This window comes from Bradyrhizobium sp. CCBAU 51753, assembly GCF_015291565.1.
Lineage (GTDB): Bacteria > Pseudomonadota > Alphaproteobacteria > Rhizobiales > Xanthobacteraceae > Bradyrhizobium > Bradyrhizobium ivorense.
Map to the genome: position 1 here is coordinate 2226708 of NZ_CP030037.1, position 17463 is coordinate 2244170.

The 17463-nt window shown below is 58.2% G+C and carries 11 protein-coding genes and 2 pseudogenes; 5 read left to right on the forward strand and 8 right to left on the reverse strand.

The features are described 5' to 3' along the window. Positions 1-22 precede the first annotated feature (22 nt). From XH93_RS10080 to XH93_RS10090, 3 genes are all read right to left on the reverse strand, one after another. Positions 23-1450 carry an ISNCY family transposase gene (locus XH93_RS10080; protein WP_194469054.1) on the reverse strand — a complete coding sequence of 476 codons (1428 nt, stop codon included), beginning with the start codon at positions 1448-1450 and terminating at the stop codon, positions 23-25. Continuing rightward, a complete protein-coding gene (locus XH93_RS10085; RefSeq protein ID WP_194469053.1) occupies positions 1447-1806 on the reverse strand; it encodes a DUF6788 family protein in 360 nt (119 codons plus the stop codon). Before XH93_RS10085 ends, XH93_RS10080 begins: the two co-directional genes overlap by 4 nt. Positions 1807-2656: 850 nt before the next feature. Then, a complete protein-coding gene (locus XH93_RS10090; RefSeq protein WP_194473370.1) occupies positions 2657-3421 on the reverse strand; it encodes a GntR family transcriptional regulator in 765 nt (254 codons plus the stop codon). 1136 nt (positions 3422-4557) lie between these two features. Here XH93_RS10090 and XH93_RS10095 point away from each other — a divergent pair. Beyond that, positions 4558-7014, forward strand: coding sequence for a CaiB/BaiF CoA-transferase family protein (locus XH93_RS10095; RefSeq protein WP_246799552.1), 2457 nt, complete (start codon positions 4558-4560; stop codon positions 7012-7014). 518 nt (positions 7015-7532) lie between these two features. Here the strand turns inward: XH93_RS10095 and XH93_RS10100 are convergent. Further along, entirely contained in the window at positions 7533-8396 is an 864-nt protein-coding gene (locus XH93_RS10100) for an enoyl-CoA hydratase/isomerase family protein (RefSeq protein WP_194473371.1), read from the reverse strand. A 1099-nt stretch (positions 8397-9495) separates the two neighbouring features. Here XH93_RS10100 and XH93_RS10105 point away from each other — a divergent pair. Next, complete coding sequence (locus XH93_RS10105; RefSeq protein ID WP_194475078.1) at positions 9496-10425, forward strand: TauD/TfdA family dioxygenase; 930 nt, start codon at positions 9496-9498, stop codon at positions 10423-10425. Positions 10426-10737: 312 nt separating this feature from the next. On the opposite strand, the gene tnpB (XH93_RS42710) is transcribed toward XH93_RS10105, so the two are convergent. Beyond that, the gene (gene tnpB, locus XH93_RS42710; protein ID WP_371814962.1) at positions 10738-10971 is read right to left on the reverse strand and encodes an IS66 family insertion sequence element accessory protein TnpB; all 234 of its coding nucleotides are present in this window, start codon (positions 10969-10971) and stop codon (positions 10738-10740) included. Beyond that, positions 10907-11086, reverse strand: coding sequence for an IS66 family insertion sequence element accessory protein TnpB (gene tnpB / locus XH93_RS42715; RefSeq protein WP_210340467.1), 180 nt, complete (start codon positions 11084-11086; stop codon positions 10907-10909). The genes tnpB (XH93_RS42710) and tnpB (XH93_RS42715) overlap by 65 nt, the downstream gene beginning before the upstream one ends. 401 nt (positions 11087-11487) lie before the next feature. Between tnpB (XH93_RS42715) and XH93_RS10115 the strand changes: the two are divergent. The 3 genes and pseudogenes from XH93_RS10115 to XH93_RS10125 all read left to right on the forward strand — a co-directional run bounded on the left by XH93_RS10115 (position 11488) and on the right by XH93_RS10125 (position 14932). Further along, positions 11488-12536, forward strand: a pseudogene (locus tag XH93_RS10115) (IS630 family transposase). Positions 12537-12715: 179 nt separating this feature from the next. Next, positions 12716-14533 (forward strand): hypothetical protein, encoded by a 1818-nt coding sequence (locus tag XH93_RS10120; protein WP_194473372.1) that lies wholly within the window; start codon positions 12716-12718, stop codon positions 14531-14533. Between the two features lie 6 nt (positions 14534-14539). Further along, on the forward strand, positions 14540-14932 hold the full coding sequence (locus XH93_RS10125) for a hypothetical protein (protein ID WP_194473373.1): 393 nt from the start codon (positions 14540-14542) through the stop codon (positions 14930-14932). A 456-nt stretch (positions 14933-15388) separates the two neighbouring features. Here XH93_RS10125 and XH93_RS10130 read toward each other — a convergent pair. Both XH93_RS10130 and tnpB (XH93_RS10135) read right to left on the reverse strand, forming a co-directional pair. Further along, a pseudogene (locus tag XH93_RS10130) lies at positions 15389-17038 on the reverse strand (IS66 family transposase). A gap of 45 nt (positions 17039-17083) precedes the next feature. Beyond that, positions 17084-17431: an IS66 family insertion sequence element accessory protein TnpB gene (gene tnpB / locus XH93_RS10135; protein ID WP_194473374.1), complete on the reverse strand. Its 348-nt coding sequence runs from the start codon at positions 17429-17431 to the stop codon at positions 17084-17086. Positions 17432-17463: the final 32 nt, after the last annotated feature.

A 17463-nucleotide genomic window follows, 5' to 3' on the forward strand; every position in this document is an offset into this window, starting at 1 on the left:
GGCGAAGGGGGCACCATGAAGGTCAAGCCGCTTTTTGCCTGCGCGGCAATCGTGCCCCCAGCATTGCCGCAATCCTCATGAGATTGTTGGCGAGCACGGCAGCGCCGACCCACAATTCGAAGCGGTCGCATCCTTCGGCAAGACAGCGCTTCATGCCGCGGCCTCGGAACAGCACCGAGATGCGTCCCTCGATGCCGGCGCGAAAGCGCTGACCATTCTTGAAGACCGCGCTCTTCTCGTACGCTTCACGTCGTCCCGTCCTCTTGCCGCCACGCTGCGGAATGCAGACCACCTTGACGCCGGCGTGCTTGCACGAGGCAAGGTTCTGCTCGCTGAAGAAGCCACGATCCGAGCCGTACAGCTGCGGGGCACGGCCAAAGGCTTGCCTGTGGCGCTGGAGGGAAGATGCCACGTGAACCTCGTCGGGCGGATTGCCTTTCAGCACCTCGTATTGCGTGATCAGGCCCTCCGCGCTTTCGGCGAGGAAGACTTTATGGCCGAACTCGACCGGCGTGCGCACCTTGCCGCGTTTGATCAGGTCGGTATGGGGCTCGAAGATGGAATAAATCTTCTCGTCGGTAGCCACCTGCTCACCAAAGAGCAGACGACGACGTGCCTGATCGATGACACGATCTCCCAGCCCGCAAAAGTGCTCGATCTGCCTGCCCAGTTCCTCAATGGCTATGTCGGCGAACATGTCCTTGCCGCGCATCGCGCGGGTCCTCTCAAGCCCCGCGCGCGCGTTTCCTACGACCTCCTCGGCGATGTCGATGAGCACCCGGTACGTTCGGGTCTGCTGCTCGTGACGCTGCCTCGTCGTCATGCGCTGGATTTCGTACATCCGGCGCCGCGCCGCGCGCGTGCGGTCGCAAAAGCCCTTGATTCTTCGCAATTCCAGCGCTTTGGCCAGACGGCGGACCAAGCGTGTGACGACGCGGACCACATCCCATAGCAACGTGTTGTCGGTCGGATGATGAATGTCGGTCTGCACCACCGTAGTGTCGACCCGCAGCTTCGCGCCGTCCTCCAATCCGAGTTCGACCGCTGCCCGAACCACCAAATCGTTGACCGCTCTCAGCGTTTGCGGGGTCAGACGGATGAAGCCACGCTGAAAGGCGTCATGCTTCGGCACCGGCGCGCAGTAGAAGTCGGTGAACTGACGAAGCGTCAATCCATCTGCGATGCGTTCACGCAACTCGCGATAGTCCCAGTTCTTGAGCCGCATCAGAACCAGCGAGCGCAGAACCTGTGTCGCCGTCAATCCGTGACGACCGCTATCGGGCTGCTTCAGGCCACGCACCAGATCCCGCCGGACGCGCTCGACGACGTCCCGCTGGTCGTCGAGAAAGCCGGATATCGCCTCCAGCAGCGGCTCCAGGCGAATGCCCTGATCACATTGCCGCATCAGCTCCCAATCGGCAAAGCTGATCTGTCGCGACGTCGCTCTCACACCGCTCGGCTCTTCTTGCTTTTGGTTGCTTCGGCCCGTTCTCGCTTCAAGGCATTCACGTAGCGCGGCGCGGCCTGCTGCAGCAGCTCCTGCAGGGCGCGTCCGTTGTCCAGACTGCGCTGAACCTCCGGCACAAGCTCTTCCGGCACATAGACCGCAGCGCGACGCCCGTTTACGCGACCGTACAGCACATAACTTTGATGCTGCTCGCCAGACTGGCACGCTGGGCAATTCTTGCGGATGCACCGACTCCGGCGCAGGCTCAGCGAACCCAAAAACGCAGGCCAAAGAGTCGCCGATTCGCTTTGCAGCCAGCGCGCGACATCAGAAGGCGATTCCGAATCAACATGCTTCATATCAAGTATGTGATACCGTGCACATGTGCGCCGCAAGAAAAAACGTACTCGAAAATCGCGCGATAACCCTTATTTTAAAGGGCGAAATGTGTTTCGCGACAGAAACTAGTCTAGTATCCCGCCCATGCAGGATTTTTGCAGTTCATTCCAGCCGACATTGCAGGACCTGTTGCGGCGATCGGAGCGGTCGTACCGGTGCTGAAGCGCGCCGAACGTTATCGCATGTCTTACTGCCGCCGAGTGGACATCCCTCCATGCCGATAATTGCCGGCCAGTTGAGCGCGAGATCCATTCCTATTTGCAGCAGCGGTGTGGGCGCACCGAGCTGCCCATCTCAAAACTCGTTGGCCAAGGCTCCTGGCTATGGGCCCGAGACCGCCATCAGCCGCGCCGCCCTCAACCGTATTTCAATCGGCCGCTTTGGAATGGCTGAAGATCCAGAAACGTCGCAGCCCTTCCGGCCTCGCCGATGCGCGCTTGATCGTCAAACCAGCGCTGCAAGTGTAATCCATTCTCCGCATCGCAAGGTACTATCGTGAAGTTACTGTTCCGCGCTGTAGCGATTATACGAATGCGTGAAATGGATGCGGATGGAGAACTTGCTGTTTAGGTCCAGGAATTTTTAGGGCGCGATATCGAACAGATGGGGCCGGCGTTCGCGTCTATGGCAACGAGATTGGATGCAGCTCGATCGCAATGGAGGGCAGTCGCGTAAACACCCCCGGCGCGGTGGAGCGGGTCACGCGAACAGGGGCCTCAATGTGAGTGCCGTCGGAACAGGAGGAGGAAATGCTTGATGGAGCCATCGTCAGGATAACTGGATGCGTCGAGATCAGCCATTTGTAAGCCATCATCTTCGCCGTTGCCTGATGCAGGTAACTAAGCGCTGGTACCCGTCGTGGATGTCTTTTTCGACTGCGGCCTGGACGCGCGCCTCATCACGGTCCTCAAGGCCGGCTATTGCTTCCATGTGATTGCTAAGACCGATGCGGGAATCTACAAATGTCGGATAAGCACCGCTGAGGGAGGGCGCAATCCGTAGCCACAGTGACTCGACCATCGAGACCAGCCGAGGCATTTGCGCGCTTTTGTAGATCAAGAAATGGAACGCCTTGTTTGCCTTCAGCGCGGCGGCGTAATTGGCCGTATCCAGTGCGGCATTAAGCTGCAGTTCCAGGCCCTTAAGCTCCTCCACTGTCTGGCTCGCAATACGTTCCGTGGCTACGCGCGCAGCGAATCCTTCAAGGATCAGTTGAATCGAAGTCACCTCGTCGAGCGCGGCCAACGTCAGGGTTGGCACAACCACTGTCTTGGGCCCGGAATTGACGAGTGCTCCTTCGCTGATGAGTCGCATGATCGCGTCGCGGGCTGGTGAGGTACTGATGCTTAGAGCCTGAGCCACCGCACGGACCGTGAGCTTCTGGCCGTCCGAAAATTGGCCTCCGACAATTGCCTCTTTCAGAGAAGTATAGGCGAGCTCGCCAAGACTGGTCTGACGATCGATGGGATCCAAGGGCAACGCCGCGGTCGGGAACGTCGGGCCGGGCGACACAGGCAATACTGCGCGCAGCTTGGGCGGCACATTACTGGAATTCAAAGCGTTTAGTCGCGACATCGTGCATCGTTCCCATTAGCAGCTGAGTACAACATCAGAAACCCAACCTCGACAGCATGTATGACATAGCAACAACGCCGCCACATGACGGGATTTCTATTAGGAAGCTGCAGCAATCTCCTTGGCCAACCAGGTGAAATTTGTCTTTGCGCCGTTCTTGCCAAGCACAAACAGCGCCAGGGTATCTATGAGCAGTCGATCGGGTAAGCCTCATCAGAAACGCCTAGAACCGCGCCACATTTGAGGCTCTCTCTTCCTCATCCCAGCAATCCGCATGCCTCTCGCGGAATCTGATGCGTGCCCTTTAGCTGCCGAGATAAACACCGGTGCGTGCCGGCGGTTGTCGTGTCGCTATTGTCGGATTTCCGACATCACGTTTTCAATCAGACCTGCATGGCACGACAAAGATGACGCAAATTGGTGTCGTTCCGAGTTTGAACATCTATCTTGAGGATCAGGGGCCCCTAGCACGGACGCTCTTCCCATCGATGCGTCGTTCGACGTCATGCCGTTTCTAGCTCGCAATCTCATCCTGCCCCGCGTGCAAGGCGGTTGTGGCCAAGGCGAAGAACCTCGAGACCGCGATGAGCCCGCTATTCCGGTCCAAGCGTTATCTAGACGGGGAATTTTGGCCGGGTGGATATCGGAGCAGAGATCGCGTTAAATCGAGGTGCGCTCAGCGAGTTTTCCGTTTGGGGTAGCTCGATGGTCGTTGCGTCGGGCCAAGGCATGGTGGCCGGGCTCCGCACCGCGAAGGAAAAGTCGCGAGCGCACGCGGCGGCGCATCGCACACAGGGGCGAAACGCGTGCCTTTTCATTGCGGCGTAATGTCGCGTATGGACAATACTCGGTTAAGCCGAGCGCAATCATCGGCTTCTAGGCGCGCTTCCTCTTCGGTTCCCAATCCGAGCTGGCACGGTCGTTGCTACCTCCCGGGGCGAGTCGCCAAGAGCTATGCGCGGATCTAGGGCAGCGTCACATGTGAACAGTGGTCCGTTCTCCGCGGAAGCGGGCGCCGTTCCAGGGCATCAGCCGCTCGCAAACGCCGTGTATCGACGTCTGGCAAGTAGCGCCTTGCTCCTATTGGCCACAGGCTGCATCGGGTAGCCGATGATGTTCCGGAGCATCTGTATAGCTTGAAAAAGGAGTCATCGATGGGAGCGTTATCGCATCTACGCGTCGTCGAAATAGGTAGCTCGCCCGCAACCAGCTATTGCGCCCGGTTGTTTGCAGATTTCGGCGCCGATGTTCAGAAGGTTGAGCCGCCGGCAGGTGATCCGCTCCGCCACAGCGCGCCACTTACGCCCGGTGCACAGAGCGCTTGGTTCGCATTCCTGAACTTCAACAAGTCAAGCATCATCATCGATCCCAGCAATCCGGACGCGATTATGCGGCTGACGACTCTGATCGAAAATTGTGACGTTCTGGTCGACGGCCGCGATGTCGATACTGCGGATTGCGCGTCGATTGATGTCGCCGCGATACGCAAGCGGCGCCCTAAGTGGATCCACCTCGAAGCGAGCTGGTTCGGCCGCGAGGGCCCCTATTCAGGATTCGCGGCAACCGATTCGACAGTCCGCGCGCTCGCCGGCCTCATCAAGCTAGTTGGCCCGGTCGAGGGCCCGCCGTCGCACGCACCGGATTTCCAGACGGGTATCCTCGCCGGTCTGTGGGGGTTTATCGCAGTGGCTTGTTCGGCCGTAACTCAAGTCCAGACGAGCGCAGGGCGATCGTGGTCGCTTAGCATATTCGAAGCGAACCTCGCTCCCAGTGAGCTTCTCATGTTCGAGGCGGCCGCGCACGGCGAGGAGATGCGCCGACTTGGCATTAACCGGTTCTGGCCGGGCTTTCCCGTCGGGATTTACGAAACGAAGGAAGGGTGGTTGGGGGTTACCACCGCCACGCCGGCACAATGGCGGGCATTTTGCGATATGCTTGGCTTGGTCGACTTGCGCGATGATCCTGCTCTGGTTCTGGCCGAAGACCGTATGCACCATATGGAACGGATCGAACGAGAGTTCATGCCGAGATTGAAGGCGCGGACCGCACAGGAGTGGTTTGCGGAGGGACTAAAACGAAAGATCCCGATTGTCCCGGTGCCTACCATTTCCGATCTGCTTCACAGCCGGGAGAAAAAGGCGCGCGGTGCGATCGTGCCTGTTGTGATTGGTGAGGAGGAGGGGGTTACTACCGGTTCGATGCAACGGCTGACGCTAACCCCACCGCGGCGCGGCGGGAGGGTTCCGGCTCCCGGGGAGCAGCAGAGTTTCGCGAATCCGCTAAGGCAACTAGTCAGCACTGAATCAGCGTCCTCCGGCTGTGCTGATGCCGGTCGGCCGCCGTTGCAAGCAGTTCGCGTCATCGACTTCTCGATGGGGTGGGCAGGCCCGTTGTGTACGCGCGTCCTGGCTGACCTTGGTGCGGACGTTATCAAGATTGAGGCTATCCAATATCCTGACTGGTGGCGCGGTGTTGATCGAAGATGTGATTACGTCGACGGCCAGATGTACGAAAAGACTGCGCGGTTCTGCATAATGAACCGTAATAAGCGTGGCATCACCCTCGACCTAACACGGCCGCAAGGCCTCGATCTTGCCAAACGACTGATAGCCGGAGCGGATATTGTCGTTAGTAACTATTCAGTCGACGTGCTACCGAAGCTAGGCCTTGGGTATGACGTGCTTAGAGCGCTGAACCCGCAGCTCGTCATGATGTCGATGTCAGCTTTTGGCGCAGACAGCGTTCATCGGCACTGCCGAGCCTACGGCTCGACTTTGGAGCAGGGATCGGGGTTGCCGGGGATGGTAGGAGAGCCCGATGGGCCACCGACAATGAGCCACACGGCCTTTGGCGATCCTGTCGGCGGGCTGAATGGATGCGCTGCAGTTCTGGTTGCCCTTATTCATGCCAAAAATACAGGGCAGGGACAGTTTATCGACTTGGCCCAGATCGAATGCATGATGCCTTTCGCTGCGCCATGGATCACCGTCCAGTCGATGGGTGTTTCGCCGACGAGGTACGGCAATCGACACCCGCAGTTCGTGCCGCATGGCTGCTTCCGCTGCGCGGGAGAAGACAATTGGATCGTGGTAGCCGCGACTGACGAGCAGATGTGGCGGCGGCTTGCGCTACTTATCGGACGACCAGACTGGGCGATGGACGCTTCACTTAAATGCGCGGAAACTCGCCGTAAGGTCGAAAATGTCATAGAGAGGGGCATCGAAAATTGGACGGTCACTCGCAATGCTGACGAGGCCATGCTCGATTTGCAAGCCTCAAACGTTGCTGCCGGTGTGGTCCGGCTACCAATTGACCTGCTCAATGATCGGCACCTCAGGTCGCGCGCATTTCTGCAGGAAGTAGAACGCGCTTTCATCGGCTTGCATCAGCAGCCTTCGATGCCGATCCGCGAAAGTGTACGACCATATGGGATCCGTACCTCGGCGCCGACACTCGGACAGCATAACAGAGATATCCTATCAGAGCTTCTCGGCCTCTCGGACGACGAGATCGCACAATTGTTGGGTGATGGCATTATCGGAACGGCAATGCTCTCCGAAAGAGAGCTCGCAAAGGCAAAAAGGCTATCGTGAGGCTGACAATGAACACTATGGTCAAGACAAGACGGGAGCAGACTGGCGCACGCTAACTAGAGATCCATGATTGCTAAGTGTCGTTCCCGCAACCAGGAGAGACGGCGCAGCGACGCTCCACTTCGAAAAAACTGATTAGTGCAGCTGTCTTTGCGTCGACATCGCGCTGATCTTAAGTGCGGTCCGCAAGTTAGTCGAATGTAAAGCATGTAGAAAGCGGCGAGCAGCAGGCGGCCTGGCCAAGACGGCATCGGCGTGCGTTAGCGGTGATGAGGACGTGATTTTACTTAGAAACTGCATGTGTCCCTCCAGCTAAGATTTTATCACTCATCTACTGGACACTTAGGATCACAACGCGCTGCCGACACTGGCAGTCATGCTTTTCAGTAAGATTAAGTATCGAATGCGAGCGAACTTTGTTTCGCACCGCAAAATTAGCGACTCGAATGCGAGCTAGTACAAGCTGAGCCAGCTGTCGACCACGTCGCATCGAGGTGTTACACATCTCGCAGCCAAAACTACTGCCTTAGAACCCGCTTGAAGTGTGGTTGAGCAGCTCTGCTCGCAACACTCGCAACATGAGCTTGCTTCGCATCGGGCGCGATAGCCTGCAGACCTGCGATGATGGACCGGTTTACCGTCTCCTTCGTTCGGCGAAAAGTAATTTCCGGAAATTCACTGAGAACCTGCGCTCGCGCGATAGCTGTCTCCAAAAGACTACTCGAATCGACGACCTCGTGAAGCAATTTGTGGTCGACAGCCCACAAAATCGGAATGGCCTCGCACCCATAGATTATATCAGACATGGCCGCGCGGCCCACAAATCTCTCGAGCATATAAGCGCCGATTGGACAGGCAATCCCATGCTTCAACTCCCACATAAGCAGCTTGGTTGCTGGCGATCCGACGCGCCAATCGCAACATAGCGCGACCTGAAAGCCGACGCCTACGGCGTATTCACCAATAGCGGCAACAACGGGCTTCGTGGTCATGAGTATCGTGGAATAGAAGTGGATCCACCTGTCGATACTCGCCTCTACAGACTTCCGCTCATAAAGCCGCGCCACCTCAGTGAAATCGGCACCAGCGCAAAAGGATCGGTCGTTCCCTCCCGTCAACACTAAGGCCCGTATTGTCGGATTATCCTCTGTCTCTCGGCATATTGAGCGAATAGCGTTTTCAAGTGCCAAACTCATTGGATTATGAACTTTGGCGTGATTGAAACGCGCGACCAAAACCGCGCCACGAGCTTCCGTTTCTAGAATGGCCATGGTGCTTTCATCACTCGCTTGTTGCATTACCGATTTCGCGAAAAAGGCTAGCCCCGAACATTGAATAGAGCAAAAATGAATTAATGTAGTCTCCCATTTCTGGTAGAGCATCGAACTCGCTTTCGCGAGACTGTAATGCCCCCATCACGCATCGAGGAATCATCAGACTGTGCTCACGACAATCAGATGGAAGAGATATGATCTGGATGGAATAGCTCGGAGCCGTTTTGGAACGCCACTCGGAGAGCCCCGGGCGAGAAATTTGTCGATAAATACGGAGCGGCTAGAGCATAGTGGTCTTGGCAAAACCTTGCAAAGCAACCTTTTCAACTGCAGGCTCGCAGCGGGAGCATCGGGCAGAGAGCGCGATGAAGTATTTCGCTCTGGCTTACGGTAGTTCGCGATCACAGCTAAAGCGGAATGCCAAGCGATGCGGCTTTCGTGCCCTAGCTTAAGCCGTATTGGCAGAGAAATCGAGAAGCGCCTGAATTACTTGACTTCACCGCGAAGGCGGATGCGAAGAATTCGCGCGCCCGCAACGGTGCTCGTACGGGCTAGATATAGCGGTTCCAACGGGCTCTTGGAATCGCGGCCCATCGCATGTTGCTCGAACTGTCGAGCGCACCACGTCGTTCCGGATACGCTTTTATGCTGCCCGTGGTTGATGTTGCGAAGTAGGCAGGTCTTTATGTGCAGGAAAGTCGCACGCATGGCGTCTATGCCTCAATGCTCCGCTTATTGAGGTCGGAGTCTGACGTAATTGCGGGCATTGCGCTCCTTAAGGAGAGGGCCGGGAGCTCCGGTTGCATCTCGACCGCACCTGTTGTGTATGCGACAGCAAAGTATGACGCGTTAGAACGTAGAGCTAAGCTGTCCTTAGCAGCCTGAGAAAATCCCTTAGGTAAGTGAACGTTTAGATCGAGTTCTCGCGACTGGCACGGCAATTGCTGCGGATCATTTGGTAGCGAGGCCTTGTCGGAGACCAGCAATGTCACCGATCTCTATCCGCACCTGGTTGTTTCGCAGGTGCGTTGAACAGACGAGACAATTCGCGATCGCGAGAAGATCATCGAAGCGGAGAATGGTGTCAAATGAACGAAGTTAAGTGGTCGATCTCCCGTCGTATCAACGACGCGCCGACATTCTCACGTTCGTGTCGCGGCTGAAGGAGTTTTGACGAGTGAAGAACGCCAACGTCGGAGAATATAAGATGAGTGAAACAGCTTTCATTGACAGCGGCATTCCGCGCACCGATGTCGTCAAACGCGCGGCGCGCATCGGCGCCGAAATCAGGAATATCAAGCTGTCGGGCGATCTGCCGGGCCAGATCGTTGCTGCGATCAACGGACTGCTGCTCGAGCACAAGGTCATCTTCTTCCGCGATCAGGGGCATCTCGATGACGCAGAGCAGGAGCGCTTTGCACTTCGTTTTGGGAAGCTTGTGCCCGTTCCCACGGTAGCTCCTAGCAAGGGAACGCTGTCGATGCTCGAACTTGATTCCGCAGGGGCAGGTATCCGGGCTGACGTGTGGCACGCCGACGTGACCTACGTCGATGCCTATCCCAAGATTTTAGTGCTGCGAGGAGTTGTTATCCCACCAGTCGGCGGCGACACTGTGTGGTCGAACACTGCAGCCGCATATCTCGACCTGCCGCGGCCGCTGCAACGGCTTGCCGACGATCTTTGGGCTGTTCACAGCAACGCCTACGATTTTGCCGTGTTCGACCACCCTAGCGAAGCCGAGAAGAATGTTTACGATGAGATCAATAGCAAGACGAACTTCGAGGCCCAACATCCTGTCGTACGAGTCCATCCCGAGACCGGTGAACGCGCGCTGGTGCTTGGGGGGTATGTGAAGCGTTTTGCCGACATACAGAAATATGATGGTGAAAGGCTGTTCGGCCTATTCTTGTCTCATGTTACCGCGTCGGAAAACACTGTCCGCTGGAACTGGAAGCAGGGCGATGTTGCCATCTGGGACAACCGCGCCACGATGCATTATGCAGTGAAGGATTATGGCGATCAGCGCCGCGTCGTTCGTCGCGCGGCCGTGGATGGTGAGGTGCCCGTCAGCGTCGACGGCCGGTGTAGCGCAATGCGTGTCAAGGTCATCGGGCAGCCGCCCGCGAATGTCGTCTAGGCACCGGCGCGGTCGTACATATGCAAACTGTTGTGCGGTATCTTCAGGTGGGGCTGAACCCGCGCGGCGACACGATGGGCGTTAGTGGTTGCGGCACATAAGCCATGACGTAGCTGTCCTGGACAGACCGAAATCCATGATTAGAGGTTTTGTTAGGTTCTCACTCAGAAGCCTCAGCGGTGATCTGCCAAAGGCCTCCTTCAAGGCCGCGATGTCATCCGGAACAGCGTCGCGCTCAACGTCCACCACAGTGAAGCACAGATTGGAAGCGTTGTGACTCCCCAAAATGCCAAAAGCCGCAGAGTTTTTGAGTTAACTCGCGCTTCTCGGTCGCCAGCTTTGTTGCGGACTACGCCAGTCGATCCCCTCCAGCACATAGGCCATCTGCGCCGCTGAGATCGATACTGCGCCGTCCGACGTTGATGGCCATATGAACTTCCCATGATCAAGATGCTTGGCATGGAGCGGCATGCCCAACCCATCATGCCAAAGAATCTTGACCACAGCGCCCGCTGCGGCGCCGGAAGATGTAGAGATCGCCAGCATGAGGATCGCGCTTCAGGCTTTCCTGAACTGTGAGAGCTAGGCTTGGCGTGCCGCGACGCATATCGGTGTCGCCAGTGGCGGTCCAGACTCTGACGCCGCTCGGAATCGGGATCATCGTCGTCGCAAGAGCTCAAGAACCTGCTGCAGCGCCTCAACATCCACGTCACGGTCAACGCGAACCCGACAGCCGCGCCCGGGCTCAATCTCGATGATTCCAGCCCTTGCACGCTGCGCAGGCGGGGAGGACGCCAGTTGTGGTGCGCAGCTCGAGATCGGAGCCGCTATAGGCGTGATCTCGACGGGAACAAGGGCAGGCGCAGCATCTCCGCCCAGTCGTCTTTGGCGCGCTTGTCAACGCCAGGTGAACAGCAGGCTATGAACCGGCCCGTGCGGGTGTGCCATGCCGCAGAGGCTGTAATACCAATCCGCTGAGGTGCTGGCTCACGGCGGGCATTCCCGGATCAGAGGATAGATGATTCAACATGGCAACTGGAGGGAGTTGCCATGGGCTAGCCGATTGCGGTTCGAACGGATTTTACAGCGGTTGAGGTGCGTCGGCTCGCGCGGCGGGCGAAGGACGGCGATCAGGTCCGGCGCCTTCTGGCGATCGCTGCCGTGCTCGATGGCGCATCGCGGGCGGAGGCCGCCAAGGTCGGCGGGATGGACCGGCTGACGCTTCGCGACTGGGTGATCCGGTTCAACGCGCAAGGGCCTGATGGTCTGATCAATGTCCCCGCGCCAGGTGCGCCGGCGAAGCTCAACACGGAGCACCGGGCGTTTCTGGCGCGGATCGTGGACGAAGGGCCGACCCCGCCCGTCCATGGCGTGGTGCGCTGGCGGGCCTGTGACCTGATCATGCGGCTGCATGAGGAGTTCGGCATCGCGGTGTCAGACGATACGGTCTATCGAGCCCTCAAGGACCTCGGCTTCTCACACGTCAGCGCCCGGCCGAGAGTGTACAAGCAGGATGGCGAGGCGATCGAGGCATTTAAAAAAACGTCCACGCCCGCGTGGAGGAAATCCGCAGCAGCCTTGCGCCGGACACGCCGGTAGAGGTGTGGTTCCAGGATGAGATGCGGGTGGGGCAGAAGAACAAGCTCACCTATCGCTGGGCCAGAAAAGGATCGCGGCCGCGGGCCGCTCACGACCAGCGTACGCAATCGACCTACCTGTTCGGTGCCGTGTGCCCGGAGCTCGGAACCGGCGCGGCACTGGTTCTGCCCTTCTGCAACAGCGAGGCCATTCTCAACGGGATCGCAAGCAAGGTCAGCCCTGGTGCCCACGCCATCGTCATCCTCGATCAGGCTGGGTGGCACGGAGTGAACGAGCTGAAGATCCCGCACAACATCTCGCTGATGCCGTTGCCACCGCGTTCGCCCGAGCTGAACAGCCAGGAAAATATCTGGCAGTTCATGCGCCAAAATTGGCTGTCAAACCGCGTCTTCAAATCCTATGACGACATCGTCGATCACTGATGTTACGCTTGGAACAGCCTCATCGATCAGCCGTGGAAGATCATGTCAATCGCGCTCCGCGATTGGGCCTACATCGGTCGATCAATTTGAGGATTGGTAAGGTCTCTTCGACCGGACGGACCTTTTCGTCGTAACTCCATCGACGCCGACGCTCGGTTATAGACTCTACCAATCTTGGGAGCAGATCTGCGGGACTCATGTCAGTTAGAAGCGCCCCGAGCTGATATCATTGGATCGGGGTTTCTCTACGAGATTAGCAGGAAGGTCATATGTCAAGAGACGACCGCTTCGCCAACGGAAGGACCCTATCAATCTTGCTGGATCGGATTTTGCTGGCTCTGTCCGCCGTAACCACAACAGTCCTTTTCGGTTGGTTGCTATACTACAGCAGCTACGGTTTCTTTCTCACCGACGAAGGTATGTGGCTTAATTCCATCGCGAACCCATTCGCCTACGCAATGGATATTCCGCCGACCCTTTTTCGCTTCGTCTATCACTGGCCATATGAGTGGGCGGATGGCGACATCGCGGTGCTTCGCGTGGCGAACATCACGCTCACCATGATGCTGAGCTGGACTCTAAGCTTCCTTGTGGTCCAGCGCTTCTGGACAATGGGCTGGCTACATGTTGTAATATTATCGGCAGGGATCGCCAGCCTAGGATTAGCCGCCTTTCAGGGCTGGTTTCCGCTAACCCCCAACTACTACACACTGAACCTTCAATCGGTCCTGATTGTGATGATCGGATTGCTGTTTGCCGATCGGCCGGGAAGCATGCGCCAAGTCTTGGGAGGGATTCTGGTCGGCTTTGGCGGCTGGTGCTGCTTCATGGCCAGGCCGGCCAGCGCTGCGGCCATCGCCCTCGTCGTTTTGCTCTATGTCGTCGTTTTGCGTCGAAAGTCGCTACTGCACATGCACAGCGCGGTGCTGGTCGCTCTCGCTCTACTGATCGTTACCGTCTACTTGATCGGCGGGGGCATCACCGGGCTGGTGACCCGTATGGTCAACGGCGCTGAGGGGATAACCATGCTCGGTGCCGGGCATAAGTTGTCTCGCATTTTTCATATCGAGTGGCTCGCCACCAGTAGCTCGGAACTCGCTATAGCTGTGTTATTGGCGACAGCCCTGCCGCTCAGCATTCTTATTGGGTCTACGTACAAGTTGCTCCTAGTGCTGGCTCTCGCCACGGTGTTGTTCCTAACAATGGCGATTGCGCTGTTGGGGATCGATCCGATCAGCATCAAGTTCTCGACCCTGTTCTTGGTACCAGCCTTCATATGCCTTGGGGCGATGTTTTATCGCAAGGGAATGATTCTTCGCAGCCAAGCTCGCACGAGCATCACTCTGGCGCTAACCTTTTTTGTCGTGCCCACCCTTCTCACATTGAGCTCCATGGCCAATTACTGGTGGAACTGTTCGCTCGCAGCCTTGTTTTGGATGCTCGCGGTCGTTGCCTTGCTCAGCCCTCTTGTGCAACAGGGACGCAGCGTCGCCACCCTATTGCCACTGACGGTGTTGGCGCAGTTGCTCACCGCATCAGTAATCAATACCGGCATGCTCAAGCCGTTCCGTCAGGTGAGAGATCTGCGCGCTTATACCGCGGTCACCCCCCTGCCGCGTGGTGGAAAATTGGTGCTCTCTCAATCCTTCCACGACTATCTGACCACGGCCATAGCCCAGGCTCGTTCGGCTGGCCTTGAAGTCGGTACCCCGGCGATCGATCTCACTGGCATCTCGCCGAATCTACTTTATGTGCTCGAGACGCGAGCGCTCGGTTTACCATGGCAATTGGGGGGATATCCCGGCAGCAACGCAGTAGCGGCGGTAACGCTCGGACATGAGAACTGCGCCGATCTGGCTAAAGCATGGCTATTGGTTGAGCCGGAGGGCCCGTACCGTCTAGACCAAGCCAGTGTCATGGCGTCCTTTGGAGCTGGGCAGGCGGACTACGTCGAAGCCGCTACTCTGGATCCACCTATCATCGACGGGTTTCCGAGACCTGCCAGGCAGTATTTGTTTAAGCCCGTACGCCCCGTCGCGCTGGCGGAGCGGACCTGCCGCGAAGCCAGGCGACAAGTAGACGGATAGCCAGAAATGGAGCCAAAGGCGAAAGCTGTGATCTTCCCAGGCGGCCTTGAATCCCGAATCTCCGAGCAAACCCGCCTTCCACCAATGCCCTTGATCGAGATCGGCGGTGAACCAATTCTGTGCCACATCCTCAAAATATACTCATACAACGGCATCAACGATTTTGCCATCTGCCGCAGTTTATTTGATCAAGAACTACATTGCCAACTACCTCTGCACGTGTCGGACGTCAGCCTTCAACATGGCAAAGAACTGCATGAAGGTTCATCGGCACCGCGCCGAAGTCCGAATCCCCTCAGCTGGGAGGAGAGGGAGACGATGAAGGCCTCGAAATTCTCGGACGTCCGAAAGGCGTTCATTCTGAAGCAGGTAGTGACAGGTCCGGTTGTGGATATCTGAAGGTCGAGATCAGTGATGCGCCCAACTGCTACTGGAAGTAGTGCGACGGTTTGCTGCCGACGGACGCCTAGCCAATGTCTCATAGAGTTTGGCCAGTCGGAAGGCTATTTGCTGACATCGATGCGGTTGATCTCTCCCGGAGCTCCTAGCAATATATCTGGATGAACTCGTCGACTGCATTTCAGTCAGCCTCTCAAGGATACCCGTAAAATATTCCAGTTGATGGCATAGCTCTGGGTAAGCGCAGGCGCGCGCATTCCTGCGAGACTCGAGCTCGTCTATGATTTCGGAAGCACGTGCGAGGGCGTTTGCGATTTGGCTCGGTGGGATATTTGGCGATCCGGCCCGCAATTCGAACTCGTGAACGGCAGGCTCTCGGTACGCATACGATGAAGACCGCCCGATTGACGCGTGCGCGCGGGCCCGGCGAGTTCTATGATGGCGTTGCGATGAAGGTCAGGCGGCCTGCTGACCGGCGGGCTTGCCGACTTGGCCCAGGAGCTTCCATTCCCAGGGCAGCAGTTGGTGCAGACGCGATGCGGGAAGATCGGCGATGCGGGCGAGGACGTCGGCGAGCCAGGCCTTGGGATCGACCTCGTTGAGGCGACAGGTCGTGATCATTGTCAGCATGATGGCGGAACGGTCGGCGCCGCGCTGGCTGCCGGCGAAGGTCCAGTTCCGCCGTCCCAAGGCGATGCCTCTCAATGCGCACTCGGCACAATTGTTGGTCAAGCAGATCCTGCCATCGTCGAGGAAGCGGGCGAAGTCGTCCCAGCGCCTGAGCATTTAATTCATAGGCTTTAGGACCTCGCAGGAGCGCGAGAGGGTTCCGCGCTCACGCAGCAACCAGGCGTGCATGTCCTCGAGAAGCGGCTTGCTCTTTTCCTGGCGCACGACGCGCCGCTCCTCGGCGCCGCGGCCGTTGATGGCGCGCTCGATCTCGAACAATGCATCCAGGCGTCTGACCGCCTTCAGCGCGATCGGAGAGACCGGTTTGCCCTTCTTACCTTCCCGAGCATTTTTCTCGATGTCGGCCAGCTCGAAGAAGCCCCGTCGTGCATGGGCAAAGCAAAATGCCGGCGTAATCGGCCACGCCTTCTGCGGATCGAACAACGGTTCGAACCCGCTGTAGCAATCGGCTTGCAGGATACCACCGAAGGCGACCAGATGCTTCTGGGGATGCTCGCCTCGTCGGTCGCTCGAGGCGTAATAGACCGCCGCCGGCGGCGCGGGCCCGGCGAAGGGCCGGTCATCCCGCACATAAGTCCAGATCCGTCCGGTGGTACACTTGCCCTTCGCCAGGATACGGATGGTGGTGTCATCGCCATGAAGGCGCTCGGCCGCGAGCACATGGCGCTCGATCAAATGGAAGAGCGGCATGACGCCGAAGGTGCCGTGGCCGACCTGGTCGGCCAGGGTCGACAACGACAGGTCGATGCCCTCGGCCTTGAAGCGCGCACTCTGGCGGTTGAGCGGGATATGCATGCCGAACTGTCGAACAGAATCGTCGCCAACAATTGTGGGCCGATGAAGCCGCGCGGCGTGGCATGGAACGGCGCGGGCGGCTGGCTGATCTTCTCGCAATCGCGGCAGGTGAACTTCTCCCGTACCGTCTCGATCATCTTGAAATGGCGCGGGATCTCCTCCAGCGTCTGGGTCACATCCTCGCCGATCTTCGCCAGCCGCGATCCACCGCAGCAGGCGCAGCTCGTTGGAGCCTCCATGACGACGCGCTCGCGTTCGATGTTATCCGGCCATGGCTTGCGCACCCGGCCGCTTGCGCGTGAAGGAACGGACGTTCTGCGTCTTTGCTGCTGCAGCCTGCGCGGCAAGCTCATCCTCGCTCGCCGTGGTGACGAGTTCCGCGAGCTCCAGCTCCAACTGCTCGAGCATCCGTGCCGTGCGCTCGGAGCGCGGCCCGTACAGTTCGCGTTTGAGCTTCTCGATCCGCAGCTCGGGATGCGCGATCAGCGCCTCGTTGTCCGACAGCTCCGCCCGCACACTGGCAGCCACCGCCTCAGCGTGTAGCCGCGCCTCACGCTCGGCCTGCAGCGCCGCCAGGGCACTCGCAAGGTCCGATGGAAGATCGTCCGGCTTCGATATCATGAAGCCAGTGAATCAGATCAAGCCGCAGATTCAAACCATAAAACGCTATCCGACCCGCGTTGGACGCTGGGTTTCTTGTGGGTTGCGCCAATCGATCCCGGACAACAGATAGCTCAACTGCGCCGGCGAGATCGTTACTGATTCACCGGCAACCGATGGCCAGATGAACCTGCCTCTCTCGAGCCTTTTGGTAAACAGGCATGTTCCCTGGCCATCGTGCCAGATCACCTTCACAAGATCGCTACGGCGACCGCGGAAGACGAACAGATGACCGTTGAGCGGGTCTTTGTGCAGCACCTCCTGCACTTGGAGTGCCAACGACGGAAAGCCTCTGCGCATATCGGTGTAGCCTGTCGCGAGCCACACTCGCGCGCCTGTCGGAACCGGGATCATCGGCGCACCAGGGCATCGAGAACGCGACGCAG